The sequence below is a fragment of the uncultured Nitrospira sp. genome, from assembly GCA_902500695.1.
In the GTDB taxonomy this organism is placed as follows: Bacteria; Nitrospirota; Nitrospiria; order Nitrospirales; family UBA8639; genus Nitrospira_E.
This window is the reverse complement of the sequence record CABVRQ010000010.1, coordinates 1-25,449: the sequence shown is the minus strand read 5'-3', so window position 1 is coordinate 25,449 and position 25,449 is coordinate 1. Positions and strand designations below refer to the sequence as shown.

Genomic DNA, 25,449 nt, shown 5'->3' with positions numbered 1-25,449 from the left:
ACCTACCATTCTGTATAGGGAGTGCCATCCAGCGCCTGGCCGTCACTCCCACTTTTAACATCAAAAATTCCAGCAGGAGAGTCCTCGCCCTCCTCCTGTTCTTCAAAAATTTCGGACCATGTGGTCGAGGACTTGGTAAATGGATCCATGGGGATCGCTCGAAGGTATTTCTCTTCCACCAGGTCCTCTAAAGTCGCCGGATATTCCTTTCTATCAGCATAAAATTGATCAATGACCGTCCGCAACGTGAATAAATTTTGTTTCAGAGCCGCTTCCTTGGCTTTGATGGCCGTGTGTTGAAACGTGGGAATTGCGATGGAAACCAGAATCCCCACGATGGCCACAACAATCATGAGTTCAAGTAAAGTGTAGCCCTTTTTACCAATAACTACAAAGTAGGTCATTACCATTCACGATAGGGGGTCCCATCAATTGCCTTTTTTTCGCTGGTGGTATAGATGTCAAAGACATCTTCCCCGCACCACCGCGATTCGCCTGGTTCATCCTGGAAACACCGGAGCCCCCATTCTGTGGTCTCTGTAATCGGATCAAAGGGGATTTTCCGGAGGTACCGTTTTATTTCCGACTGCTCACCGAGTTGGGCTTTCTCGCCCGTTAATTTCACCTTCAGGAGAGTTTCCAGCTTCTTAGGATATCCGGTCACTCCCGTGGACTCTTGGCATGACGTCACGTTTTCCACGCAGAGTTTCCCTGTACGGACGGTCCCATCTCTTGCCCAATCCAGTTGAAACGCATCAATGGCCGTTCGTACTGTTCGTAAGGTATGACGAAGCTCTAACTCCTGCGACCGTTTAATGCTGACTTTCGCAATGGGTAGGGCGACGGAGGCTAATATGAACATAATGACCAACGTGACTAAGAGTTCGATTAAGGTTACCCCGCTTTGAGCTGGCGAGGATTTATTCCACCAAAATTCTGCCATGTTCCACCATGACCGGCACGGGTTGGCCATTGGCACCCAGGACCGTGGATTGTTGAATGTGAATGTTTGATGTTCCCTTCCCTGCGGCTTCGAATACCACCGTGGCTAGTGACCCATTTCCTTGTACAGATTTTCCTTGTTGCCCCATTTGGAGCACAATTTTACCGAGATTAGGGACGACAGAAACCGTGAGACTAGAGGGGATCTGCTGGTTGTTCCAGAAAGGCCCTTCCATTGCATTTTTAAAAGTCATAACGGCAGGATCATACGATAGCGTGAGAGACGAATTTCCAGTACTGGCAAAATTTTCCCCTTCAAGAGAAACGGAAATTTCTTCTCCAACCTTGATTGATGCGGCTGACGGGAGTATTTGGAGGTGAGGACCATCGATCACAGGCTGAGATGCCTCTGCCGGATCCTGCTCCACGAATGCTTGGGTGGGCGTCTTCCCCTCAGTTAATTGCGGATTTTGCGGAAATGCGGACGATTCGGAAGAATTGGTCATGTCTGTGGGGAAGTCCTGGGTGTTCATAAGGGACACAGCCGGGTTGGGTTGTGAAAACATCGGCTTGGTGGTGTACTGATTGGCCGTGCCGGACCAGAGAGTCTGTTTCGCTAATTGCTGAGGTTGGACACTCCGGACAATATGCGGGGTGATGACCAAAATGACTTCGGTCACAACTTTATTGGTGTTGGTATTACTGAAGAGTTGCCCAAGGCCTGGAATGTCATCGACCCCTGGAACGCTATCCCGCGTTTTTGTGTTGTCCTCTGAAAGGAGCCCGCCGAGGACGACCGTCTCACCATCCCGCATATTGAGTGCGGTGTCTGCGGTACGGGTTCCAAACTTGAATTGGGTGATTAAGGGGGAGGCTTGAAGAATGACCCGTTCGCCTAGGCGTGTGACTTCTATTTGCAATCGAAGGGAAATGCTATTGTTCAAGTGGATGGTTGGCTCTACGGTGAGTTTGATGCCCGTATCCTTAAACTCAATGGAGGTCACGGTCGAGGTCGTGGGAACGGCACCTGTGGCTGCTTGTCCCGGTAACACATTCGTGGTGGAAAGAAGAATTGGTTGTTTGTCCCCGACATTGATGGAGGCTTTTTGATTATTGAGTACTCTGAGTTTAGGCGAAGCCAGGGTTTTGGCCTGAGATTCCTGTTTGAAAAAATTCAGTAATACACTACTGGGAAACCGAAACAGAAAAGACTCTTGACCAATGTCTGTTAATTGTTTGAACGAAAATGTTGATGGGAGAGAAAATGCGGCAGAACCTGCAGACTCAGTGCCTGGTGGAAAAATACCAAATCCGGCTTCTTTGGCGAACTGGAGGCCAAGGTTTTGGCTGTTGGTACGATTAACTTCCAAGACTTCCACTTCAAACAGGACTTCCGAATCGCTACGATCATTGGCCAGGATAATCTGCTCCGCCAGAGTGACCTTGGCCGGTTCGTCACGTATGACCACCGTGTTCAAGGGTTCATTCACATAGACGCGCTTGGTTTCCAGAATCGTCCGAAGAAGATTCGCGATATCCTTGGCTTTGGCATTGGAAAGATAAAACGTGCGGATTTGCAGATCATCAAATTGTTCTCGTTTTTGCTTGGTATCAGGGATAACTAACAGCCTGTCAGGTCCGACGCGTTTGGCAAACAGTTGATTGGTGGTCAATATGAGATTTAAGGCTTCATCAAACGGGGTGTCTTTGGTGAAAATGGTGACGAGGTCATCTCGCACATCCTTATCGAATAAAATATCGATATTGGCAGTTCTCGCTAAAATTTCAAAGACTTGCTTGAGACGGGTATTCTGAAACCGAAGGGTTACGGGTTCTGCTGAGCCACCGATGGCTTGAGTGGATTTCTGCAGTTGGACCACTCTCGTGATGCCTTCAACAGCCTCCGACAGGGATGGGTCCAATTCCACGGCTGATTCATAGAGCGTCATGGCTTCGTCGTATCGGCCAAGACCTTCCATGTGGTTGCCATCCAAGAAGGTTTGACGAGCGGTCTTTAAGCGCCAGACATCGCTGAGGGCCGTATGGTGTTCAACATTTTGTGGATCGAACCCCAGGGCCATTTGAAATTCCTGAAGGGCTTCGCCCATTTTCCGCTCTTTTAACATCTGCCTTCCACGGGAGAAATGTTGATCTGCTGCACGTAATTTCACCGATTGGAATTTTTCATCAATTTCTTTATTGAAGGGGTCTTTCCTGAGGGCGTCCCGATAAGCCGCCACGGCCCCATCAAAATCGCCTTTTTGTTCAAGTTCATCCCCAAGCTGGGTTTCACGAAGAGTGCAGGACATCAGAACCATCATAAAGACCATGGCCAACACGCAAAACGGATTCATTCTATGCATTAGATCCTTCACTATATGTAATGAGAATGACTGGGGGGGTAAGATGAAGATCTCAAAAATCCTCCTTACCCTAGCATAACTATCATATACGGGCTAGAGATACCTGTTCGTTCCTTTAGGCTAATCTAGATTCTGTATCGGATATCCCTTCGTCAATATTGAGCCCGGTACCTGCTGGCTCGAACGGGTTAGTGATTACTGAAGGCTTGGGGTTTCCTCTGTTGGGGCTTCTGTTGATGGAGATTGAACAGGGGAATTTGCCGAAGGAGTATTCCCTAGGGAAGGTTCCCCCGACGGGAGTGTATTGGCCGCAGGGGCACAGTTCGTTGGCGCATTAGGATTTAGCGGATTGACCTGACAGTTGGTGCTGCCCTTGGCTTCGAATCGGATGGCTTGGTAGGTCTTAGCTCCTTTAAAGACATCTTGATTGTATGGGGTCTCCGTGCTGGTGCTTCTGACTCCATGTATATCCTGGCCAATTTTTATCAGTGCAAACTTGTTCCCGGTCATGGGATCAGCGTAGGCCGTCCGGAGATACCGTTTTGGTGACTTCTTCGTTAATTCTTCAAGCGTTCGCGGCCATTGGTTGGGTCGTGTGGCCTTTTGAATTTCCCAGTCGGCCACAAATCGCTCAATGGCTTTCGCAATACTGGTCCCACGAAATTGTAGTTCAGCCTCCCGATCCCGTTGCATAATGACCGACCACTGTTGAGTGACTTCCAACGTGGCAATGGACATGACGACAACCAGCATCATGACGAAAAGGTAGGTGACCCCATCCTGGTTACCGAGGGAGGCCACCTGGCTTTCCGGATATTTCTTGAAAGATTTACTCATTGAGTGATGGTGTCTGCTTGTCGGGTGCAGGCATCCGTTTGGTGCCAACTGTGCCATGGTGTTGAGTGGGTTCTACTTGAGGATAGGCAGCCGTTTTCGTCCTTTCTCTGTAATCAGCACCCATCCAAGAATCAGAAAGGCGGCTCCAAAGGTATCGGCGACTAAATCCCAAATATCAGCCTGACGCTGGGGGACAAACCATTGATGGATTTCATCGGAAATCCCGAATGCGATGACGCAGATGATCGCGAGGCCCATATTTCCAGCGGTCGGGGTTGTGTATTTGAATGCCCGATAGAGCAAAATCCCTAGCACACCATATTCGCACGCATGTAAAATTTTATCATTTATAGTAAAAATAAAGGACGGGAGTTGGAGTTGTTGGGCAGGATTGGATTGGGAGGAAAGATACACAATAGCAAGCGCATAGAGGACGACTGGTCCCCAATATTTCAATAACAGGAAAGGTTTCGAGATGATTTGGGTCGGAGAAATCTGACACGTCCTTTGTTAACGGTGGATTAATGGGATGATGATAGGTTCGGCGGGTTGAGGAAATACCTTACATCTTCGATTTGTACGACGGGCAAAATCATTCCGTCCCCGTTCTGATCATGAGAAAAACTATAGATGAGTGATTCATCGGCAACGAGAGTACCCAAAAAAAGGATGCCGATGGCAATTTGTTCACCCTGTTGTTGCTGAAGGCGAAACTGTTTGGCCGATTCAAGAGAGGGGATGGCCACCAGGTAATCCGGCAACCCCATGGGTTTGAAGCGAACAATGCCCCATGATGTAGAGGTGAGTTCCGGGCCTAAGGCCACAGAAAATCCCTGATATTCCGGCATATATGTTCGGAGAAAGCCTGACCATAGAAAGGCAATGGGTTGTTGTAGGATCTTCTGGTGAATGAGGCGGGCCTCGTCTCGTTTGCGATTCAGTTGGAACAGGCGCTCGCTTTGGTCAGTGTGATCCGGACTCTGTAAGGCAGGCCAATCCGGTGGATGGCCTTCAAGTTCCTGAAGAAATTTTTCCTGTTCTTCTGGGAGCAGGAGGGGACGAATATTCCTGGGGATCAGTTGGTGTAAGGACTGGCCTTCCAGTTGGATAAGGGGTTGGATGCCTTTGGCCATGGGCGTTTGACCACTGACCTGAACCGGAAATTGGAGCCCTGCCCATACATTGAATAACGCAAGAATATAAAGTAAGGGGTAGTGGATTTGTTTCATCTGATTGCATTGTGGAAGAGAGGGGTTGGGTGAACGAATGGGCAGAGTTTTGCAATCAGTGAATTCTGTGCATGTCATATTGGGTAAGGATCCACAAACCCCACAGGCTATATGGGCCATTGTTCTTCCCGCCAGGCCATATCCCAAAACATCCATTCGTATTGCGAACTGATGAGAAAGGCTTCCTCCATCCTGGCTTTTTCTGCCCGCCCTGCTGTCTTGGCGCATCGATCGACGACTTCGCGCATCCATCGGGTGACTTCCGCAAATTCGGGTGATCCATAGAGTTGTAGCCATTCATGATACGGATGTGAGGGTTTTGGTGCTTCTTTTCCTAAAAGGTGATGTCCGACTTCACAATAGACCCATGCACAGGGTAGGGCCACCACGGTGATTTCACCGAGTGTCCCGGTTTGGGCCACGCTTCTCATATGCCGACAGTAGGCATAATTCGTTGGGGCAAGGGGGGTGGAGCGCATGTCTTTGGGGGAAAGAGCCCATTGTTTGCCATACGATTCATGAAGCCCTCGTTCGACGGTAATCGTGTCCTCAACTAATTTTGCAAACCGAATGGCAGTATCTCCATCCGTCGCTTTGGCCGACCCTAGAGCAAAGATCCTGGCCAATTCTTCTAAATATCTTGCATCTTGTAAGATGTAATATTGGAATTTTTTTGCTGGTAACGTGCCTTTTCCCAATGCCACCACAAAGGGATGCTTTAACTGGGCAGCCCAAATAGGCGCGGCACGATTTCGTAATTGTTCTGAGAACGTCATCGGATTCAGTGGTGAATGTTTGTCAAAGTGGGTTGTGTCACGAATTTGGTAGTATGGATCGCGCCACTTGAAAGGCTCTATCCATATCCGGCATATGGCCGAGATCAGGAGTGACCTGGAGATAGCGGATCACATTATTCGCATCGACAACCATGACGGCTCGAGCCAGGAGATGGGGGCCCTCCAACAGTAATCCGTGGGAAGAGCCAAACTCCCCATTACGAAAATCAGACAGAAATTCAACATTGGCAATTCCCGCTTCTTTCGCAAAACGTTCTTGAGCGAAAGGCGTATCGACACTAATGGTTATCAGTTGCACCTGTTGATCAAGACCCTGATTTTTTTCACTGAGATAATGCGTCTGTTGTTCGCAGACCTTGGTGTCCAGGGAAGGCACGATATTGATGATGCGGACTTTGCCTTGGGATTCATGAATGTTCACGAGTGATAAATCGCCTTTTGCCAATGGAACCGCACGAAGAGTCTCTCCGGCTTTCACTTCAATGCCACTCAGCGGCAACGGGGTGCCTCGGAAAAGAATGGTCGCACCTTCCCCTGTCCGAGCGGTTTCTTTGTCAACCGGAATGTTTTTATAGGAAAATTCGTGCTCTGAATGACCATTCAGGGTCGAACAACCCGCCAAAGAAGAAACTGTCAGGATGAGAAGTAACAAAATAATGGAGATTTTTGGCATGCTGATGCTCCTTCTATTTAGAGTCGGTGATCCAAATTCAGGGTATCGTGATGTGTACAGAATACCATTTTCCCTTAAGCGGGGGCGGATTAGCCGGTTGGAAGATGTTTTCTTCAGGAACCTCGTTCCAAAAATGAGAGGATGAGTTGATTCACGATCGTGGGTGCCTCCCATTGCGCAAGATGCCCAGCTTCCGGGATGACATGCCATTCGACCTGAGGTAACAGATTTTTTACCCGTTCACCCACCTCTAGGGGAAACACTCCATCATGCTCTCCCCAAAGAAGCAGGACCGGATGAGAAATCTTCTGAAGCCTATTTCCATATTGTCCCTCCCAAGTCTTGATATTGTCCATTAATGAATAGAGGGGGGAGAGAAAATCGTCCCGTTGTCGATTGTGATATGAACGCTCAATGATGGCAGGGGAGATGAGGGCTGGATTATAAATAACTTCTTTGAGAATCTGCTTTGTGGTCCTTTTTCCTGCCATCCAATTTCCCAATTTTGCGAGCCAGAGGGGAGGGCGGTGGTGGAGAAAGCGTTGGTAATGTGGGGACGCGATACTGTTTTCAACTTGGGCAGGAAATCCCGAGATAAGCACAAGTCGTTCCACTCGTTCCGGATAGTCAAGGGCCATGGCCATGGCCAAGCCTGCCCCCATGGAATTTCCGACTAACGTGGCTCGTGGAATATTGATGGTATCCATGAATTGCCGAAAAAACTCCACCATGTGTTTTGGCGTGTAGGCTTCTTCCGGTTTGGCAGAGAGCCCAGAGCCGAGTAAATCCAGGATGATGACCCGGTGAGTGTGGGCCAGAACAGAATATTGATGTTCCCATTGCCACATCGACCCGCCAAACCCATGGATGAGGATAAGCGGTGGACCTTGGCCAACGTCAAGATAGGCAATGCGATGGTTGTTGACTCTGGTCGTCTGATAGGGCACACGTTGGATCAGTTCGATTCTGGAAGGGAGTGCCGACAGAGAGGAACATCCCAAGATCGTCAAGCATCCAAGCCCGAGCATGAAAAGGAGAAATGATCGGAAGTGAAAACAGCCCCGCATTATTATTCTAGATGAATCAGAGTTTCATCCGGATTCACTTCATCCCCTTCTTTCACGTAGATGGTGATGACGGACCCAGCAATAGGCGATTGGACTCGATTCTCCATTTTCATGGCTTCCACTACCAGCAAGGAATCACCTATGTTGACACTTGAACCCTCGGTCACCAGGACCTTGACCACCCGGCCGGGCATGGGGGTGGTCACGTCCCCAGGCTGTGATGGTTTAGGACGTTTTTCGGTCTTTGATGATTGCGATGTCGGGGGGTCAGGCGAACCGGCTAAGACTTCTTGAATCGGTTCAAGATACACTTCTTCAAGCTTATCATTCACTTTAATATAATAGGGTTTCACCCCGTCAACCGTTTGGCCGGATCCCGACACGCGAATGTGGTAGGCTTCGCCGTGAACGGTGACATTAAACTCTACCGGGGCTAAATGAAGATCGTGAGCCACCGCCGGTCCACTCTCGGATGAGGCATGAAGGGGTTCGGGTTTTAGTTCGCCGCGCTCCCGTTCATCAAAGAATTGCAAAGCAACGGATGGGAGGAGTGCATATGAAACAATGTCTTCTTCAGCCATCTCGCGTCCCACAAGTTCTTGAGTGGCATCTCCCAGCTCAGGATCAAGGTTGTCAGCGGGACGACCGGATACGGGCTGATCGCCTTCCAAGGCTTTTTGCTTGATCTTGGAGTTAAGAGTGCCAGGTGGTTTCCCATACAACCCTTGAAAATAATTTTTCGTTTCATTCGTAATCACTTTATAGCGCTCGCCAGTTAAAATATTTAGTGTCGCTTGTGTCCCGACAATCTGGCTGGTGGGGGTGACCAGTGGGGGATACCCCATATCTTTCCGCACGCGTGGGATTTCTTCCAGCACCTCTTTGATTTTTCCCAGCGCATTTTGCTCCGCCAGTTGGGCTGCTAAATTCGATAGCATTCCACCAGGCACTTGGGAGAGGAGAATGTCCGTATCCACCCCGGTGAAATCGCTTTCAAACTGCCGATAGCGTTTACGGGCTTTGCGTAATTTATCGGCAGCCGGGGCGATTTGTTCGAGATTTAACTTCGTGTCATACGGAGTGTTGCGAAGAGCGGCGATAAAGGATTCGGTCGGGGGGTGGGAGGTGCCCCCGGATAGTGGGGATAATGCAGTATCCAAAATATCCAACCCGCCCATAATAGCCATGAGGGACGACATGGAAGCCATCCCCGACGTGTAATGTGTGTGGAGGTGAATCGGGACCCGAACGGTTGCTTTCAAGCGGGAGATCAATTCATAGGCTTCAAAGGGAGGAAGCAGTCCAGCCATATCCTTGATACAAATGGTGTCTGTGCCGAGATCCTCGAGTTGTTTGGCTTGTTCCACAAAATGATTCAGGCTGTGGACAGGACTGACGGTATAGCAAATGGTCGCTTCGATATGTTTGCCGCAGGCTTTCACCACTTCCATGGCAGGTTTGATGTTCCTGATGTCATTCAGGGCATCAAAGATCCTAAAGACATCAATGCCGTTTTGAGCCGACAATTCGATGAATTTTTCAAGGACGTCGTCAGCATAGTGTCGATAACCGACAAGGTTTTGGCCACGCAAGAGCATTTGAAGACGGGTTTTCGGCATGGCCTCACGGAAGGCTCGAAGACGCTCCCAAGGGTCCTCCTTCAGAAACCGGAGACAAGAATCGAAGGTTGCGCCGCCCCACACTTCTAGTGACCAAAAACCCACTTCGTCTAATTCTGACGCCACGGATAAGAGATCTTCTGTACGCATACGTGTTGCCAGAAGAGACTGGTGTCCATCTCGTAGCGCCACATCGGTTAAAAAGACTTGGCGTTTCGGAGACGCTTCAATATCGAGAGCGGGAGCGGCATCCAATTTCGTCCGGGTAGGGACGGGACGACTGGGTTTCCTGCTTTTATCAGAGTGTGGTGTTTTTCGTGACATAAGGAGACCTTTCACATGTGCAACGGATCACAACTGTTCATGTCGGTTGTTATAATCCTTCAAATGCGGCGATGGCTGCGGACAGGGCAATGACCAGATCTTCCGGTTCTTCTGCCTCTTCATATTCAAAGAGATCGGGATGGCGTTCAAGATAGGAGGTGTCAAACCGCCCGGCCCGGAAGTCCGGTTCTTCCATGATTTTTGCCATAAATGGAATTGTGGTTTTGACGCCCCGCAGAACAAATTCTTCAAGCGAGCGATGCGTTCGGCGAACAGTTTCGTCCCAGGTTCGACCATGAACGGTCAATTTGGCTAAGAGGGCATCATAATACGGAGGGACGGTATAATCCTTGTACACCGCGCCGTCAATCCGAACCCCAACACCACCAGGGGACAAATAGGCCGTGATTTTTCCCGAGGAGGGCCGAAACCCGTTTTGGGGATCTTCAGCATTTACTCGACATTGAATGGCATAGCCCTGGAGATTGACCTCATGCTGCCCGAAGACCAGAGGACGCCCTGCGGCAATCCATAGTTGGGATTGCACAATATCAACGGTGGTAATCTGTTCCGTGACGGTATGTTCCACCTGAATGCGAGGGTTCATTTCCATGAAGTAGTATCGTCCATCGGGATCTAACAGAAACTCCACGGTGCCGGCATTATAGAACTGAGCGGCACGGGCCATGGCGATGGCGGCTTCTCCCATTTCTGCTCGCAGACGAGGGGTTAATACAAGTGACGGGGCAATTTCTATTAATTTTTGATGGCGCCGTTGGATAGAACAATCCCGTTCTCCCAAATGAATCACATAGCCGTTTTTATCTGCCAGTAATTGAAATTCGATATGGTGGGGTCGTTCCACATATTTTTCAAGAAATAATTCCCCATTGCCAAATGCCGCCAGAGCTTCTCGAGCCCCGGCTTCCATGGCCTCCTGTAATTCATCGTCTGAGCGCACGACGCGAAGGCCTCGTCCTCCACCACCGGCGCTGGCTTTGACCATTACCGGATATCCCGCTTTATGGGCAAATGTCAGTGCCTCTTCCAGCGTGCCAACACTGCCATCAGTCCCGGGAACAACAGGCACACCAATTTTGATGGCCAGTGCTCGAGCCTGAACCTTATCGCCAAGTAGTTCAAGTGAGTGTGGAGACGGGCCAATAAAGAGAATGCCGGCCTCTTCACACAGTCTGGCAAAATCCGCGTTTTCAGCTAAAAACCCATATCCTGGATGAATGGCGTCGGCTCGAATACGCTTCGCCAATCCCACAATTTGTCGAGCATCGAGATACCCTTGCACAGGACCTGGACCGACTAAATACGCTTCATTAGCTTTTTTGACGTAAATGGCGGTGGCGTCACTTTCTGAATAAATCGCCGCCGTGGCAATGCCGAATTCTCGACATGCCCTGATGACGCGCATCGCTATTTCTCCCCGATTGGCTATTAAAACTTTTTTTAACATTCGATTCTAGGGTTGGTGTCTCAATATTTGGAATGCATGACCGTGCCGATGATACTCTCATCGTTACGAGCCTGAGATGGTATCAGAAGATGAGCCAACGAATCAGGGATTCCCGCCAATTATTGATCCTTAAGAAGTGGATAATATTTCCCTTTTCGCATAAGGTTTTGGCCTTCCGGTGAAAGGGCAAACTGTTCAAAGGCCAGGACCTGCGGTGAAGGACGGGAATGAGTGATGAACATCACCGGTCGTTGGAGTGGATAACGATTATCCAATATGGTTTGCACTTCCGGTTCTATTCGATTAATAAACAGAAGATTGATCGCGATCCCATCTTCTTTGGCTCTGAGAGCTGGGGTCATGGATACAAAGGTAATGGCCTCCAAATTCCCGCTCACCGCTTTAATGGCCTCATCCTCGGTTCCCGCTCTATAAGCGGAACGCGGAATCCCGTCAGGAATGTGTAACGTTTTTTCGAAACCTTGTCGAATATTTTCATTAGGGGTTCGATTGATCAGCACAATTTTGGTTTGAGGGGCTTCCTCATAGACCTGAGACCAATAACGAATTTTTCCAGAAAAGACCTCCGCAACTTGCTGGATAGTCATTTCTTTTACCGGGTTTGAAAAATTGGTTAAGACGGCAACGCCGTCTCTGGCAATAGCCGTGGATCGCAGAGATGGGACCTCTTCGCCCGTGATGCCAATATCTGCTTCGTTGAGTTCGATGGTTCTGATGGGTTTGGCATTGGGGTGCCAAAAAATATCAACGGAAATAGAGGGATGGCGGGACTCAAATTCCGCAGCCAGAATTTCCAGAAGATATCGCTCAGGCCCATTGCCAACGATGAGAATAGTTCCGGAAAGCGTTTCCGGAACCGTAACCGGAGGTTCGGAGGTCGTGGATTCTTTGGAATGAACCGGGCTTAAGGGAGCTACCAGTCCACAGAGAAAACCGATCCCGATCATAACCGTAATCTTGACCACGTCATATTTACAGAGCCTGATGGCCGCCATAATTTTTATGATCCCTCGTAAAAGCAACGGCCGCGCAAGTGGTCGAAAAAACAGATTAATGTATCACCAAGAATGAAAAAACGGCCACATCTTTCCGGTTTATGGAAATAAATGTCAAGGGGCGGGAAATGTGGAAGATAGAATATCTTGAGCAGTCACCCTTATATATGTCCGCCCAAGCTTCATCCTATTCTCCTACCGGGGGTTGGAAATTGGATTCGGTCGGTTCCGCGCGTTGGCCCATAATAGGAGGGAGTTTGGAAAACTTATCCATTCGTTCATTCAACATATTATAGGCTTTGCCTTCTGCGAATCCTGGTTTATGTGTTCCGACTATTTTCGACGCAAAAGAGGACATGATCCGCCGGCTTTTGGTGGTGTTGCATATTGGGCAAAGAGTTTCTTCCGGTTTCACGCTCAGCGCTTGCATGGCCTCATAACGATGATCGCAGCCTTCGCAAATATATTCATACAATGGCATAAATAACTCCTGTGAAATTGTACGAGGATGAACATGGTTAATCCCTCTGTCAGAATTCCATTATATCGAAAATTGTATCCGCGTGGCCAATGAATAAACGTGGTGACCGTGGAAATGTTCAGAAAAGATTGACGGCAAGTTTATGATTTCACTATAATTTTTCGTTGGTCTTATTACAGTCAAATTTTGGAGGAATGAGTCATGTCGGTGTTAATTAGGAAATTTAAATTGCCCACTGGAATGGTTAAGGAAGAACGTATTGACGATCCGGATCGCATTGAGCGATATATGCAGTTTTTTGATAAGGAACAGCAAGCCAAGCTTGATGCGGGCCAAAAAGTTTTTTTAGACAAAGATGAATGGCAATTTGTGGATAACTGAATTCCTGTAGGTCAGGCTCCCTCTCCGTTATATTCCTGACAGGTTGTTCTCACGTAAATTTTTGATCGTGCCTGTGGGGCAGGCTCGGCGCATCACCCAGTGAAGGAGCATCGCGACTATGGGGTATTGGATCCATCTAAAAAGATCACTTGATGAAGCGATGATCCATCGGGATCGTTGTCCGGAGGTGCCTTCAGGCCCGCATCGGGCTGACTTTTGGGAAGGCGGGTGGACGGAATACCCAGATAAGGATACGGCTCTGGAATATTTAGAAAATACTGATGCCGCCATGCAACTCAAATGCCCCCTATGTAAACCGTAACGCGTGGTTTCTGATATTGCGACTTTCAGTTCCCCCCGCCCCTGAGGGGGATTTTTCTTTTTTTATAATATTTGTTATGGCTGAAAAATTTGCGAATGCACGGTGGGTCAAAGAAGGATTTTTAGACAATCGGATTGTCGGATCGGTTGTTGGGCAAATTACCTTTGCCGGGCTGGAAACCGTGGATGTATATTTAGTTGGGGATTTTGTTGGAGAGATTGCCGGAAAAGTCGTAGGTTTTCAAAACCCACGATTTTTAGATGATCCTCAGGCAGGAGAATCGCTCTATGATTTTTCCATCCCTCAACTAGGCAAAGTCAGTCTTATGTCGTTTGATCCGCACCCTCTTCTTGAACCCCATCCTTATTTTGAATGGTTTTCGGCTGACCAACAACATTATCGCATTGAACTGCAGCCGGATGAGGCGTGGCTCATGTCTGATGATCAACGAGATGTGGTGGAGGGGCAGGCCCAGAGAATCCGGCAAGAGCTATCACCTCTTTTGCCATGACCGGAAATGATTGGTGGTGTTCCGTCGTATCCACCTGGCGAGAGAGTGAGATCGTTTTTGATCATAAAGACAATGTGGTGTCCATAATGACAGCTAGCATCACTTTTCGAACCTTATCGATTGACTCACTTTTCCTCCATTCGTAGAATGCCCGACATGAATGATCGATTTATAAAAGCCTGTATGCGACAGCCCGTAGACCGGACCCCCGTTTGGTTTATGCGTCAGGCAGGACGATACATGGAAGAGTACCAGGCTATCCGGCGCAAGCATTCCATTTTAGAGGTATGCAAAACACCCGAGTTAGCTGCGGAAGTGACACTTCAACCTATTGACCGTTTTGATCTGGATGCGGCAATTATTTTTGCGGATATTTTGTTGCCCCTGCAAGCCATGGGATTAAACCTGGAATTTGTTGAGGGGAAGGGTCCGGTTATTGACAATCCAATCCGAGGCGAAATGGGCATTGTGGATTTGCGTCCGGTCGATGGAGAGGCATTCGCTTATGCCGGAGAAGCCATTCGCCAGACCCTTCAGGCCCTTGATAATCGAGTCCCGTTACTGGGATTTGCCGGAGCGCCGTTTACGTTAGCCAGTTACGCCATTGAGGGCGGAAGCTCACGTGACTATTCCAGAACCAAAAACCTGATGTTCTCGCAGCCAACCGTGTGGCATCAATTAATGTCCAAACTGTCTGCGGTCGTTGTCGAGTATTTACGGGTGCAAAGTCGAGCAGGCGCCCAAGCCATTCAACTCTTTGATAGTTGGGTCGGCTGTTTAAGTCCAGGCGATTATGAGGAATATGTCCTTCCTCATGTTCAAAATATTTTTTCGGCCTTACGGGTTGAAGGAATTCCGCTTATCTATTTTGGAACGGGGACGACTGGACTTCTTCCGCTTATGCGAAAAGCTGGAAGCGATGTGATGGGCGTTGACTGGCGTGTTCGTTTGGATGAAGCATGGAGGACCATCGGGTTTGATGTCAGTATTCAAGGTAATCTGGACCCCCTGCTGCTGTTCGCCCCTGAAAAAGAAATCGAGCGTCGGGTGAAGGATATTATGCAACAAGCTGGTAGCAGACCCGGTCACATTTTCAATCTAGGTCACGGAATTCTTCCCAATACCCCTTTGCACAGCGTTGAATTTGCCATTGAATGTGTTCGCCGGTTTTCAACGCCTTCCTCATGTGAATGATGTAGCGGTGCTTCCTCCTGTCAGCTTTTTCGCGTCCCGCCATGAAAACCGGCTTATTCCAATTTCCAATTACGTCCTAGCATTTCCTTGTTGATTGCTCGAGACTTCATGACGAAGGCACCGTACCAAGTGGTTATTGTGGGAGGAGGGATATCCGGACTCGCCACGTCGTATGCCCTCATGGAGGAAGCTGAGAATAAGCAGATGGCCGTACAATGCACAGTCGTTGAACGAGAGCCTCGGTGGGGTGGAAAAATTCTGACACATATCACAGACAACTATCTGATCGAAGGGGGACCTGACTCCTTTCTCACTTCCAAGCCGTGGGCGCTCGAATTGTGCCGGACCCTGGGGCTTCACGATCAATTAATTTCTACCAACTCACAACATAATCAGACATTTTCATTTTGCCGGGGAGCCTTGAGAGAACTGCCACAAGGCTTATTGGCCTTTCGGCCCAAACGGGTTGATACCCTTGTTTCCAGCGGACTCTTATCCTGGGGTGGAATGCTTCGCATGGCGGCCGAACGCTTTTGGCCAAGACGGAATTCTTGGCAGGCAGACGAATCATTGGGAGAGTTTTTTCGTCGACGCTTTGGGACGGAGGCCTTCGAGAACCTCATTGAACCATTGGTGGCAGGCATTTATGCCGGGGATGCAGATGAACTGAGTATTGAGTCGACCTTTCCTCGATTTCGCGAATTAGAGCGAGAATATGGCAGTGTCATCAAAGGAATGCGGAAGGCTCTGGCCAGCGCCCCATCAGCCCCACGCTCATCCGGCGAAGCCACCACGATGTTTATGTCGCTTCGAGGGGGATTAGGTGAGCTCATTCGGACGTTGGTGGAGGCATTACGCAAACGCGGCGTAAGGTTAATGGCTGGAGTCGAGTGTCTGGAAATTCAGCCACCAACTCCTGGGTCGGGAGTGTTTCACGTCATGTTGGACAATGGGAATCGGCTTCCCGCTGATGCGGTTGTGTTGGCGACTCCGGCATATCAGACGGCTCGTTTCCTTCGTGCAGTTCAACCCGAAACAGCTAGCCTGTTAGATGGCATTCCCTATGCCTCGACGGCAACGATTTCTATGGCATATCCCGCTGAGTCCATTGGTTCACAGATACGAGGATTCGGATTTGTTGTTCCCCGGAAAGAACAACGCCCATTGCTTGCCGCAACCTGGACCTCATTGAAGTGGCCGGATCGGAGCAGGGCTGGAGAAACCTTAATCCGTTGTTACATCGGTGGTCGAGGGCGGGAGACGGTTTTGGAGCAGGATGATGCCGCTCTGGTGAAGTGTGTACGTGGAGAATTAACCTCCATGGTCGGAATTACGGCTGCTCCAACCTATACGGAAATCCATCGATGGAAGCAGGGAATGCCTCAATATGTGCTCGGACATCGGGACCGGTTGGCTAAGGTTCAGGAACAGTTAGTCCATTCGCCAGGCCTCTATGTGACGGGAGCAGGCATGTATGGCATCGGTATCCCTGATTGCATCCGAGAAGGCACGAAGGTGGGAAAGCAACTGCTACAGGATTATACCGCTCTTTATTCAACAAGGGATTCTGGAAGCACAGTTTCCGGTTGAAGGAAACAGATTGGATAACGTGGAAAAAGAGAGGGACGCGATTGTTCGGGCTCATGCCTGTGTCAGTGGAAAAGTTCAAGGAGTCGGATTTCGAGCGTTTGTGCAAATGCAGGCCAACAATAGAGCACTGCATGGGTGGGTGCGAAACTGTGCTGAAGGAGAGGTTGAATTGGAAGTGGAAGGGCCACACGCATCAGTTCAGGACTTTCTCCAAGACATCCACACAGGGCCTCCTCTTTCTAAAGTTCTTCAGGTAACGGTTGACTGGAAAGACCCAAACAGGCAAACTGAAGGGTTTCAAATCCTTCGTACTTTTCTGTAAGGGATAGGGGGCGGTGCGGATCGGGTAAATCCGATCTCAAAAATGAAAGAATCCACAGGTTTCATCAGGACTGAGCAGTTAATTTATGGACTATAAAGCACATATTCGCGAGGTTCCGGATTTTCCCAAACCCGGTATCCTTTTTTACGATATTACGCCCTTATTAAACAATCCTGCTTGCTTTCGTTCCATCATCGATGAATGTATTCAACACTATCGGGATGCCGGCATTACTAGAGTGGTGGGGATCGAATCGCGAGGATTTATTTTGGGGAGTCCATTGGCGTATCACTTGAATGCCGGGTTTGTTCCTGTCCGGAAGCCTGGCAAATTGCCGGCGGATGTGTTTGAAGTCAATTATAATTTAGAGTATGGCTCGACGGCCTTGGCGATTCATCGTGATGCGATTCAAAAGGGAGAGCGCGTGCTAGTGGTTGATGATCTTCTTGCCACTGGAGGAACGGCCGCCGCTACGGTCCATTTGATTCGGCAATTGGGGGGAGATATTGCCGGCGTGGCATTTTTAGTCGAATTACTTGGGCTCGACGGACGAAATAAATTGAACGGGTGTGATATTCACTCCCTGATTACGTATAAGTAATTGTATGGACTGTATTTTTGCGGCATGTGCCATGGGGAACGTGTCCGCAAAAATTGATCCTCCTGTGGTGTGAGAGAATGATTAACTTTCGAAGGAAGAAAGGAATGTAGTATGGCCGAAAGACCAGCTAAGAAAGAAACGAAAACGACGGTCTCTGCCGTGACCAAAAAAGCCACTACCAAAGACACATCAAAAGCCACTTCCACATCCCCCGCTTCGCGTAAGCCGGCGAAAGCCCAACCGGAAGATCGTCATGTGGCATTAAAGGAAATTCTATTGGCCAAACGGGAAGCGCTAATTCAAGAAATCAAACAACAGCTTGGACAATCAGTGACTGAAGAACAGCAGCGCCGGCTGGAAGCGGCCATGGATAGTGGAGACCAGGCATTGGTGGATTTGGATCGCGAAATGGGGATTTCGCTTCAGGAAATGCGAAATCGTGAACGACAACTGATTGATGATGCCTTGGATAGTTTGGATGAAGGCACCTATGGCGTGTGCGCGGAATGTGGGGGAGAAATCAATGAAAAGCGTTTGCAAGCGCTTCCGTTTGCGCGTCTATGCGTTGAGTGTAAATCCAAACGTGAACTGATGGAAAAGATTGAACGATCGGAACAGCGGCAATAAACACCAGGATTGCCTTTTGTGCTCTTTCACCATGTCTAGCCGGGAATGGCATGCACCCCTCCAATCTGGGAAAGGCGTTTTGCGCCTTCAATTTCCCCACCACCAACAATTGAATCAGTGATTGATTATTTCTGTATAAAAATCCACCTCCATCTGAAGGGTGGGTGGGAAAGGGCTCAAGGACGGCTCGCGTAAACTCATGGCAAAGACTGTTGTTCTGGCAAGTGGAGGGTTGGATTCGACGGTGACGGCCGCCATTGCCAAATCAGAAGGATATGAGCTGTATTTCCTGACTATTGATTATGGACAACGCCATCGAACGGAAATCGATTGTGCACAGAAAATTTCTGAATTTTTTGATGTCAAAGAACACAAAATAATCCAACTGGACTTGCGAACGTTTGGGGGATCGGCCTTAACCGATCAGATACCTGTTCCCGCCCATCAACCCGCCCGGGATGGTGAACGGCAGATTCCCGTCACCTATGTTCCAGCCAGGAATACGATTTTCTTAAGTCTGGCGCTGGCCTACGCGGAGGTGTTGGATGCCTCCAGCATGTTTTTTGGGGCCAACATTCGTGACTACTCCGGCTATCCGGATTGTCGACCGGCATTTATTCAGGCGTTCAAGGAGGTGGCTCGTCTTGGCACGCGAATGGGAATGGAAGGTCAACAGATCGACATTCTCGCTCCACTGCTCTTTTTGACCAAACGTGAAATTATCCAAAAAGGACATGCCCTAGGGGTGCCTTTTCAATGGACGAATAGTTGTTATAATCCAGGACGACAGAATCAACCGTGCGGTCAATGTGATAGTTGCGTGATTCGTCAAGAGGGATTTGAAGAGGCCCAACTTTCTGATCCGCTCCTTGCCGGATAAATATGAGGTTGTGGCCAAGCCTGATTGTGAACGAGTATTTATGGGTGTAAAGGAAATTGGACATGAGTCATCATTCTAGACGGATAATTCTCAGGGGTGTTGCAGGGTTTCTTTGTTGGTTTGTTATTGGCTGTTCTGAGAATGGGACAAGTGCCGGGGAATCCTCTGCTCCCGCATCCATAGCACAAATATCGGTAGTAAAAGAACTTCCAACAGAATTCAAAGCTGGCGAAGAAAAATTCAATGCCTTTTGTTCTCCTTGCCATGGAGCCCAAGCCTCGGGAACGGGTCAAGGTCCTCCCTTAGTTCATAAGATTTATGAACCCAGTCATCATGCGGATTTTGCTTTTCAGCGGGCTGCGGCCCAGGGAGTCAAAGCCCACCATTGGAAGTTCGGGAATATGCCCAAGATCGAAGGCGTGACTGCTGATGACGTCACGCAGATTATTGGCTACATCCGGTGGCTTCAACGCCAAGCAGGAATTTCATAAAGCATCGAAGGAGGTCGTCCAGTCCGGCTATATCTTCCTTCTTAGGCGTGACCATCCTGAAACACTGTTTCCTCTTTTCTCAGACTGTCCAAGCTTTTTTGTGACCAGGAACCGTTCACGGCATACTTCGTTCCAGTTGATTGACCAGCCCCTGGATCCGTGTAAATCCCGCCTGCCAGAAAGCCGTGGAGTTGATATCGACCTGTAGGGGTTTCAGCAAGTCTTGGGGACTGGCTGAGCCACCTCCTGCCAGCAATTGTAAGTATCGAGGGACGAACGAAGATCCTTCGGCTTGATAGCGTTGGAAAAGCGACAGCACTAATAAACTGCCAAAGCTGTAGGCGTAACAATAAAATGGACTGGCAAAGATATGAGGAATGGCTAACCATTCCCATTGAAATTCCTCGTGGACGGGCAGGCGGGGGCCGAATTGCTCCCGAAGGAGCAATAGGTAGGTTTGAGCGAGGGCATCAATGGTCGCGCCTTGTTGAACCATGTGATGGGCTTGCCGTTCAAATTGAACAAAGTAGGCCTGTCGCATGATGGTGGCATAGGCATCGTCGAGTTGATCGACAAGGAGTCCTGCTTTGACCTTGGGGTCCTTTTCCTGTTGGAGAAGTAAATCGGAAAGCAGGTGTTCGCCAAACACCGAGGCCGTTTCCGCCAGAGGGAGCGACGAATGAAACGTGAGGATTGAATGATCGGCAGCCATCATGGCATGCACGGCATGACCCAGTTCATGCGCTAACGTTGAGACATCACGGGACTCGCCCGTGAAATTCACCAGTACGTAGGGAGTCTGTGTCGGGAGCACGCTATAGCAAAAAGCCCCTCCCATTTTGCCTGGTCTGATCGCGGCATCCAGATGGTTTTCTTCAAGAACCTGCTTCGCTCGTTGGGCCAATTCAGGGGAAAAGGCTTGATAGGCTTCCATCACAAGCGATTTCGCCCTGGCAAAAGAATATTTTGATTTCTTCGCTGCGAAGGGAGCATAGAGGTCGTATCGTTGAAATTGTTTAATTTTGAGGAGCCGGCCCTTTAATCGAAAATATTCCTGGAAAATTCCGGCGTTTTTTCGGCAGGTTTTGAGAAGCGCATCAACAGCTTTTTCCGGCACATCATTCGTGATATTGCGCACGGCAATAGGTGTCGGATAATGCCGTAGGGTGAGGCCTTCGTTTCCCCAATCCTGAACCAGGCTTTTATACATTTCTCCCAGGACATCCCGGTGTTCACCATACACCTTGAATTGGGCGTGGTAGGCTTCTCGACGAACTGACGCCAAGGGATGGCGGACATACCCCATCAATTGTTCCCGGGTCAGACGGGTAGCCCGGCCCTTCACCTTCATTGGAAAGGTGAAGCTATTGGTGGTGACGCCATACAACGTTTCAAGAGCTTGGCGCCCGGTCGTACTCTTAATAGTCAAAATCCGTTCTTCCGATTCAGTCAACGTATGCGGTGTGAATCGAGTCAAGGTCTCCAGATGATACCGGAACCGCTCGGCTTTTGCGGTCAGCCGTGTCGCGTTAGTGGGATCGAGGCTTTGCCACCAGAGGTCAAGAAATACCAGGCGATTAGAACAGTCCGTCAGCCGGTTCCGTACCTGGGTGTCAAACGCCCGGGCTTCCTGATTTTTCGTATTTTCAGAAAACCATAAAAACGAAAAAGCCCGTAAGGTCGTCATGTGTTCGGTGACGGTTTCGTATTGCTCCCAGATTTTCTTGAACCGGGCGGCGGAGATATCGGCGGATAAATGCGGTCGTTCTGCTTCAAGCGCGGAAATGAGGATATCGAGTTTCTTAGTGATGCGCTTAAAGTCTTTGGCCGGATGGTGCAAGAGGCCTTGAAGGTTCCAGGATGGAAGAGTCTTCGACATGTTTGCTCCTTTTGCTAACAAAAAATTCCCCTGTCATATTCCGGTATGCTTGAAAATCATGGCGCTTTGCGGCAAAGGTGGTTTATAGGAAATTTGGCTTTTGAGCTGCCATAATTTTTGAGCCCTACCTACGCCCTAGCCTTGGCCGATTTGGCGCCGAAGCAGGTTTCAGCGGCGAGCGCGAAGGCTGGCGGAGGGGGTGGGATTCGAACCCACGGTCGCTTTCACGACGCCGGTTTTCAAGACCGGTCTATTCGACCACTCTAGCACCCCTCCGAATTATTTAGAGTCAAAAACTTGCGGATATTTGGTAGGACTGACTCTCACCCAATTGTGGTCTTCACTCCAATTGCTCGACTAGATGTTTCAATTAAAACGCGAAAAATTAAAACTCATAATCCTCTTTTTCATGCAAACCTATAGTAGCTGACTGAGTCGGCAATGTGAACTCTCGGGCTTAATGAAATTTGGTGAGGGTGGTGAAAAATTTGTGTCATTACGCGAGGCTGAAGATCACATGCACGTTTGGGGAACATCAATCTTTCACTGATGGAACAGCACCCGGACTAATGACGCTAACCCCGTTCATGTAAGGTTGCAATGCGGGGGGAATTTTTATGGTCCCGTCGGCCTGCTGATAGTTCTCCAAAATGGCGACCACGGTCCGTCCAATAGCCAAGCCTGAGCCATTGAGTGTATGCAGAAATTGAGGCTTGTCCTTTTTGGAGCGAAATCGGATGTTGGCTCGACGGGCCTGAAACGCCTCAAAATTACTGCAAGAGGAAATTTCTCGATACCGTTGTTGCGAAGGAAGCCAGACCTCAAGGTCATACGTTTTAGCGGCAGAAAATCCCAGGTCGCCTGAGCATAATTCGATGACACGATAGGGGAGTGCCAATTTTTGGAGAATGGATTCGGCGGCATGAGTCAGGCGTTCCAGCTGGTCATAGGAATCCTCCGGTCGGACAAAATTGACCAGTTCCACTTTTTGAAATTGGTGCATGCGAATCAGACCTTGGGTGTCTTTGCCATACGAACCGGCTTCACGTCGGAAACAGGAGGTGTATGCGACGAAGCGTAAAGGGAGTTGCTCTGCGTCAAGGATTTCCTCTCGAAACAGGTTGGTAACGGGAACTTCCGCCGTCGGAATGAGAAAGAAATCTTCTTCAGAAAGATGAAAGAGGTCTTCGGCGAATTTGGGTAATTGGCCGGTGCCGGTCATGGTTGGCCGGTTGACAAGCATGGGGGGAAGCACTTCGGTATAGCCGTGTTCCTGGATATGGGAATCCAGCATGAAATTGGCCAGGGCGCGTTCCAATCGCGCACCCAGGCCCAGTGAGACACAAAATCGTGCTCCGGCAATTTTCGTGGCCCGTTTGAAATCGAGGATGCCAAGTGACTCTCCCAGGTCCTGATGGGATCTGGCTGGGAAGGAAAACTCCGGAGGGGTTCCCCATTGTCGTACTTCCACGTTATCGTGTTCATCCTTCCCCGGCGGGACCGTTTCGTGAGGAATATTGGGGATCCTGAGAGCGTGGTCTTGTAATTGGTCTTCGGTGGTTCGCAATTCCACATCCATAGTCTGGATGCGGTCGCGAATTTCGCGAAGGGCGGCCATGGCGTCCTCGCTCGGTTGTTTGGTACGTTTCAGATCGGCGATTCGATCCGATCCTTTTTTTAACTGATGGCGAAGTTCTTCGGTTTGGGTGATGAGAGCACGTCGTTGGGCGGCTAAGGTCTGAACGATTTCCCAGGAAATGTCGCCAGCTCGAGCACCGAGTTGGGAGCGGAGAGATTCGAGTTGGTCGCTAAGAATTCGGATATCGTGCATGGTAGCCTGGCAGGGAAATCGAATCTATCATGAGTCCCTATCTCAGTCAATGAATGAAAAGCGCAAAACCATAGTTATTTCGGCCGCAGCATAGCCCCATGCCTTATCTCTTTCCTGATGAAGACCTGTTTGTCGTCCTGGTGAGTGTACTCATTGCGGGATTGCTGCTCCTTCGCTGGTATGTGACTCAGGATCGTAAGAAATGATTCATCTGGCTGGCGAACGAAGATTTGGATGCAGGTTGTCCCTCATCGCAATCCCAATAGATCACCAATTTTTAAAACCTTCTGCGTTTTACGTGTCTGGCGCATTTGTGTTTTGTACGAGCCCTCTTTATAATTCAACCCCTTTTTTTTAATGTGAGGAATGATGTTACCGACACTTGGAATTGCGCGAACAGATAATCGACGGGCAGATGAACTCCGACCTATCAAAATTACCCGCCCCTTTACCAAATATGCGGAGGGGTCGGTGCTCATTGAAATGGGAGAGACCAAGGTCGTGTGTACGGCTTCGGTGGAAGAAAAAGTCCCGCCATTTTTACGAGACAAGGGGCAAGGCTGGATCACCGCTGAGTATGGGATGTTGCCTCGTTCGACCCATGACCGGATGTCCCGTGAAGCCAGTAAGGGCAAGCAGGGCGGAAGAACATTGGAAATCCAACGGTTGGTGGGACGAGCGCTACGAGCCGTCACGGACATGCATCAAATGGGAGAGCGCTCCATTTGGATTGATTGTGATGTGATTCAGGCGGATGGGGGAACACGGACTGCCTCTATCACGGGCGCCTACATTGCCCTGGCTGATGCCTTTTCGACTTTGAAGGAGAAAGGTCTGATCAAACAATGCCCGCTCCTGGATTATCTGGCAGCCATCAGTATTGGAAAGGTGGCAGGGGAAATCCTGTTGGACCTGGCATACGACGAAGACTCCAAAGCGGACGTGGATATGAACTTAGTCATGACGGGGAATGGCCGGATGGTCGAGGTGCAAGGCACGGCCGAACAGTCTCCCTTTTCCAAAAAAGACCTTGATGAGTTTTTGGCGATGGGATGGGGAGGTATTCAACAATTGATTACCTTGCAGAAGGAACTCATCGGCTCAATTGCCTGACTCGGATCACGGAGATGGTCATTGACTCATTAGTCCTAGCGACAGGGAATCGGCATAAAGTTGAGGAAATTCAATCCATTCTCAAGGATGTGGGCATTCCCATGCTCACCTTACATGAATTTCCTGATTTTCCCGCTGTCGAAGAAGATGGGGTCACCTGTCAGGCCAATGCCGAAAAAAAGGCAGTGGCCACAGCAAAATTTACCGGACAGTGGGCACTGGCAGATGATACCGGGTTGGAAGTGGATGCGTTACAGGGACGTCCAGGAGTCTATGCGGCCCGATACGCCGGAGAGCATGCCACCTACGATGAGAATTGTAAAAAACTGTTGGAAGAATTACACGGCGTGCCGTCTGACCAGCGAACGGCCAGATTTATCACCGTGGTGGCGCTGGCCAATCCTGATGGGCAGACAGAAACCGTTGAGGGCGTATTAGAGGGAATTATCACCCAGGAGTTTCATGGGACAGGGGGATTCGGGTATGATCCAGTATTCTATGTTCCTCAACTAGGAAAAACCTTAGCCGAGATGACCTTTGCAGAAAAAAACCGAATAAGCCACCGGGCTCAAGCGGTCACCAATGCCAAGAGCCTTCTCACCACACATCGTCATCTAGCAAAATAGTCGGGGCGTAGCGCAGCCCGGTAGCGCGCCTGCTTTGGGAGCAGGATGTCGGAGGTTCAAATCCTCTCGCCCCGACCAAATTCTTCAGTGATTCCATCATCTCATCTGATTTTCACGATCAGGTCACCAACGTCAACCTTTGCGCCCCTAGCTCAGTTCGAGAGACCTGTTTGAGCAAGTCAGGCTCCGTGTCTGCATGACCCCGAGAACTTGATTCTGTGTCCTGGGGTCGAGAAGGAGCGACCGCTCGCCGTGGCCTCGCTAT

The 25,449-nt window shown here is 49.4% G+C and carries 27 protein-coding genes and 2 tRNA genes; 13 read left to right on the top strand and 16 right to left on the bottom strand.

Annotation, left to right across the window (positions count from 1 at the left end; genetic code table 11):
• Nucleotides 1-2: 2 nt before the first annotated feature.
• From AAH187_RS04140 to AAH187_RS04080, 13 genes are all read right to left on the bottom strand, one after another.
• Complete coding sequence (locus AAH187_RS04140) at nucleotides 3-404, bottom strand: prepilin-type N-terminal cleavage/methylation domain-containing protein (protein WP_342347171.1); 402 nt, start codon at nucleotides 402-404, stop codon at nucleotides 3-5.
• On the bottom strand, nucleotides 404-943 hold the full coding sequence (locus tag AAH187_RS04135) for a type II secretion system protein (RefSeq protein ID WP_342347170.1): 540 nt from the start codon (nucleotides 941-943) through the stop codon (nucleotides 404-406). The genes AAH187_RS04140 and AAH187_RS04135 overlap by 1 nt, the downstream gene beginning before the upstream one ends.
• On the bottom strand, nucleotides 921-3,305 hold the full coding sequence (locus tag AAH187_RS04130; protein ID WP_342347169.1) for a secretin N-terminal domain-containing protein: 2,385 nt from the start codon (nucleotides 3,303-3,305) through the stop codon (nucleotides 921-923). Before AAH187_RS04130 ends, AAH187_RS04135 begins: the two co-directional genes overlap by 23 nt.
• Before the next feature lie 195 nt (nucleotides 3,306-3,500).
• The gene (locus AAH187_RS04125; RefSeq protein ID WP_342347168.1) at nucleotides 3,501-4,142 is read right to left on the bottom strand and encodes a hypothetical protein; all 642 of its coding nucleotides are present in this window, start codon (nucleotides 4,140-4,142) and stop codon (nucleotides 3,501-3,503) included.
• Between the two features lie 72 nt (nucleotides 4,143-4,214).
• Nucleotides 4,215-4,598, bottom strand: a complete 384-nt coding sequence (locus AAH187_RS04120; RefSeq protein WP_342347167.1) for a VanZ family protein — start codon at nucleotides 4,596-4,598, stop codon at nucleotides 4,215-4,217.
• Nucleotides 4,599-4,663: 65 nt separating this feature from the next.
• Nucleotides 4,664-5,371, bottom strand: a complete 708-nt coding sequence (locus tag AAH187_RS04115; RefSeq protein WP_342347166.1) for a hypothetical protein — start codon at nucleotides 5,369-5,371, stop codon at nucleotides 4,664-4,666.
• Nucleotides 5,372-5,478: 107 nt separating this feature from the next.
• On the bottom strand, nucleotides 5,479-6,147 hold the full coding sequence (tenA, locus tag AAH187_RS04110; RefSeq protein WP_342347165.1) for a thiaminase II: 669 nt from the start codon (nucleotides 6,145-6,147) through the stop codon (nucleotides 5,479-5,481).
• Nucleotides 6,148-6,184: 37 nt separating this feature from the next.
• A complete protein-coding gene (gene tpx / locus AAH187_RS04105) occupies nucleotides 6,185-6,841 on the bottom strand; it encodes a thiol peroxidase (protein ID WP_342347164.1) in 657 nt (218 codons plus the stop codon).
• A gap of 113 nt (nucleotides 6,842-6,954) precedes the next feature.
• On the bottom strand, nucleotides 6,955-7,842 hold the full coding sequence (locus AAH187_RS04100) for an alpha/beta fold hydrolase (RefSeq protein WP_342347163.1): 888 nt from the start codon (nucleotides 7,840-7,842) through the stop codon (nucleotides 6,955-6,957).
• Between the two features lie 68 nt (nucleotides 7,843-7,910).
• Entirely contained in the window at nucleotides 7,911-9,851 is a 1,941-nt protein-coding gene (gene oadA / locus AAH187_RS04095) for a sodium-extruding oxaloacetate decarboxylase subunit alpha (RefSeq protein WP_342347162.1), read from the bottom strand.
• Between the two features lie 49 nt (nucleotides 9,852-9,900).
• Nucleotides 9,901-11,319 (bottom strand): acetyl-CoA carboxylase biotin carboxylase subunit, encoded by a 1,419-nt coding sequence (locus tag AAH187_RS04090; RefSeq protein WP_342347161.1) that lies wholly within the window; start codon nucleotides 11,317-11,319, stop codon nucleotides 9,901-9,903.
• A gap of 119 nt (nucleotides 11,320-11,438) precedes the next feature.
• A complete protein-coding gene (locus tag AAH187_RS04085; RefSeq protein ID WP_342347160.1) occupies nucleotides 11,439-12,335 on the bottom strand; it encodes a substrate-binding domain-containing protein in 897 nt (298 codons plus the stop codon).
• Between the two features lie 187 nt (nucleotides 12,336-12,522).
• Nucleotides 12,523-12,816 (bottom strand): zinc ribbon domain-containing protein, encoded by a 294-nt coding sequence (locus AAH187_RS04080; protein ID WP_342347159.1) that lies wholly within the window; start codon nucleotides 12,814-12,816, stop codon nucleotides 12,523-12,525.
• A 201-nt stretch (nucleotides 12,817-13,017) separates the two neighbouring features.
• Between AAH187_RS04080 and AAH187_RS04075 the strand changes: the two genes are divergently transcribed.
• From AAH187_RS04075 to AAH187_RS04030, 10 genes are all read left to right on the top strand, one after another.
• Nucleotides 13,018-13,197, top strand: coding sequence for a hypothetical protein (locus tag AAH187_RS04075; RefSeq protein WP_312641234.1), 180 nt, complete (start codon nucleotides 13,018-13,020; stop codon nucleotides 13,195-13,197).
• Nucleotides 13,198-13,315: 118 nt separating this feature from the next.
• Entirely contained in the window at nucleotides 13,316-13,519 is a 204-nt protein-coding gene (locus AAH187_RS04070; protein WP_342347158.1) for a hypothetical protein, read from the top strand.
• A 76-nt stretch (nucleotides 13,520-13,595) separates the two neighbouring features.
• Nucleotides 13,596-14,030, top strand: coding sequence for a hypothetical protein (locus AAH187_RS04065; protein ID WP_342347157.1), 435 nt, complete (start codon nucleotides 13,596-13,598; stop codon nucleotides 14,028-14,030).
• 156 nt (nucleotides 14,031-14,186) lie between these two features.
• Nucleotides 14,187-15,224 carry a uroporphyrinogen decarboxylase gene (gene hemE, locus AAH187_RS04060; RefSeq protein ID WP_342347156.1) on the top strand — a complete coding sequence of 346 codons (1,038 nt, stop codon included), beginning with the start codon at nucleotides 14,187-14,189 and terminating at the stop codon, nucleotides 15,222-15,224.
• Between the two features lie 108 nt (nucleotides 15,225-15,332).
• Entirely contained in the window at nucleotides 15,333-16,814 is a 1,482-nt protein-coding gene (hemG, locus tag AAH187_RS04055; RefSeq protein WP_342347155.1) for a protoporphyrinogen oxidase, read from the top strand.
• 19 nt (nucleotides 16,815-16,833) lie between these two features.
• A complete protein-coding gene (locus AAH187_RS04050) occupies nucleotides 16,834-17,136 on the top strand; it encodes an acylphosphatase (RefSeq protein WP_342347154.1) in 303 nt (100 codons plus the stop codon).
• Between the two features lie 85 nt (nucleotides 17,137-17,221).
• Nucleotides 17,222-17,737 carry an adenine phosphoribosyltransferase gene (locus AAH187_RS04045; RefSeq protein WP_342347153.1) on the top strand — a complete coding sequence of 172 codons (516 nt, stop codon included), beginning with the start codon at nucleotides 17,222-17,224 and terminating at the stop codon, nucleotides 17,735-17,737.
• 111 nt (nucleotides 17,738-17,848) lie between these two features.
• Nucleotides 17,849-18,364, top strand: coding sequence for a TraR/DksA family transcriptional regulator (locus AAH187_RS04040; protein ID WP_342347152.1), 516 nt, complete (start codon nucleotides 17,849-17,851; stop codon nucleotides 18,362-18,364).
• A gap of 199 nt (nucleotides 18,365-18,563) precedes the next feature.
• Nucleotides 18,564-19,244 carry a 7-cyano-7-deazaguanine synthase QueC gene (gene queC / locus AAH187_RS04035; RefSeq protein ID WP_342347151.1) on the top strand — a complete coding sequence of 227 codons (681 nt, stop codon included), beginning with the start codon at nucleotides 18,564-18,566 and terminating at the stop codon, nucleotides 19,242-19,244.
• A gap of 62 nt (nucleotides 19,245-19,306) precedes the next feature.
• Nucleotides 19,307-19,735 carry a cytochrome c gene (locus AAH187_RS04030; RefSeq protein WP_342347150.1) on the top strand — a complete coding sequence of 143 codons (429 nt, stop codon included), beginning with the start codon at nucleotides 19,307-19,309 and terminating at the stop codon, nucleotides 19,733-19,735.
• Between the two features lie 115 nt (nucleotides 19,736-19,850).
• Here AAH187_RS04030 and AAH187_RS04025 read toward each other — a convergent pair whose 3' ends face one another.
• From AAH187_RS04025 to serS, 3 genes are all read right to left on the bottom strand, one after another.
• Nucleotides 19,851-21,614 (bottom strand): M3 family oligoendopeptidase, encoded by a 1,764-nt coding sequence (locus tag AAH187_RS04025; RefSeq protein WP_342347149.1) that lies wholly within the window; start codon nucleotides 21,612-21,614, stop codon nucleotides 19,851-19,853.
• A 188-nt stretch (nucleotides 21,615-21,802) separates the two neighbouring features.
• Nucleotides 21,803-21,890, bottom strand: a tRNA-Ser gene (locus tag AAH187_RS04020).
• A gap of 259 nt (nucleotides 21,891-22,149) precedes the next feature.
• Nucleotides 22,150-23,445 carry a serine--tRNA ligase gene (serS, locus tag AAH187_RS04015; RefSeq protein ID WP_342347148.1) on the bottom strand — a complete coding sequence of 432 codons (1,296 nt, stop codon included), beginning with the start codon at nucleotides 23,443-23,445 and terminating at the stop codon, nucleotides 22,150-22,152.
• A 366-nt stretch (nucleotides 23,446-23,811) separates the two neighbouring features.
• Here serS and rph point away from each other — a divergent pair, with 366 nt between their 5' ends.
• The 3 genes from rph to AAH187_RS04000 all read left to right on the top strand — a co-directional run bounded on the left by rph (nucleotide 23,812) and on the right by AAH187_RS04000 (nucleotide 25,262).
• Nucleotides 23,812-24,558 carry a ribonuclease PH gene (rph, locus tag AAH187_RS04010; RefSeq protein WP_342347147.1) on the top strand — a complete coding sequence of 249 codons (747 nt, stop codon included), beginning with the start codon at nucleotides 23,812-23,814 and terminating at the stop codon, nucleotides 24,556-24,558.
• A 14-nt stretch (nucleotides 24,559-24,572) separates the two neighbouring features.
• Nucleotides 24,573-25,184, top strand: a complete 612-nt coding sequence (locus AAH187_RS04005; RefSeq protein ID WP_342347146.1) for an XTP/dITP diphosphatase — start codon at nucleotides 24,573-24,575, stop codon at nucleotides 25,182-25,184.
• 1 nt (nucleotide 25,185) lies between these two features.
• Nucleotides 25,186-25,262: transfer RNA gene (locus AAH187_RS04000), tRNA-Pro, on the top strand.
• Nucleotides 25,263-25,449 lie beyond the last annotated feature (187 nt).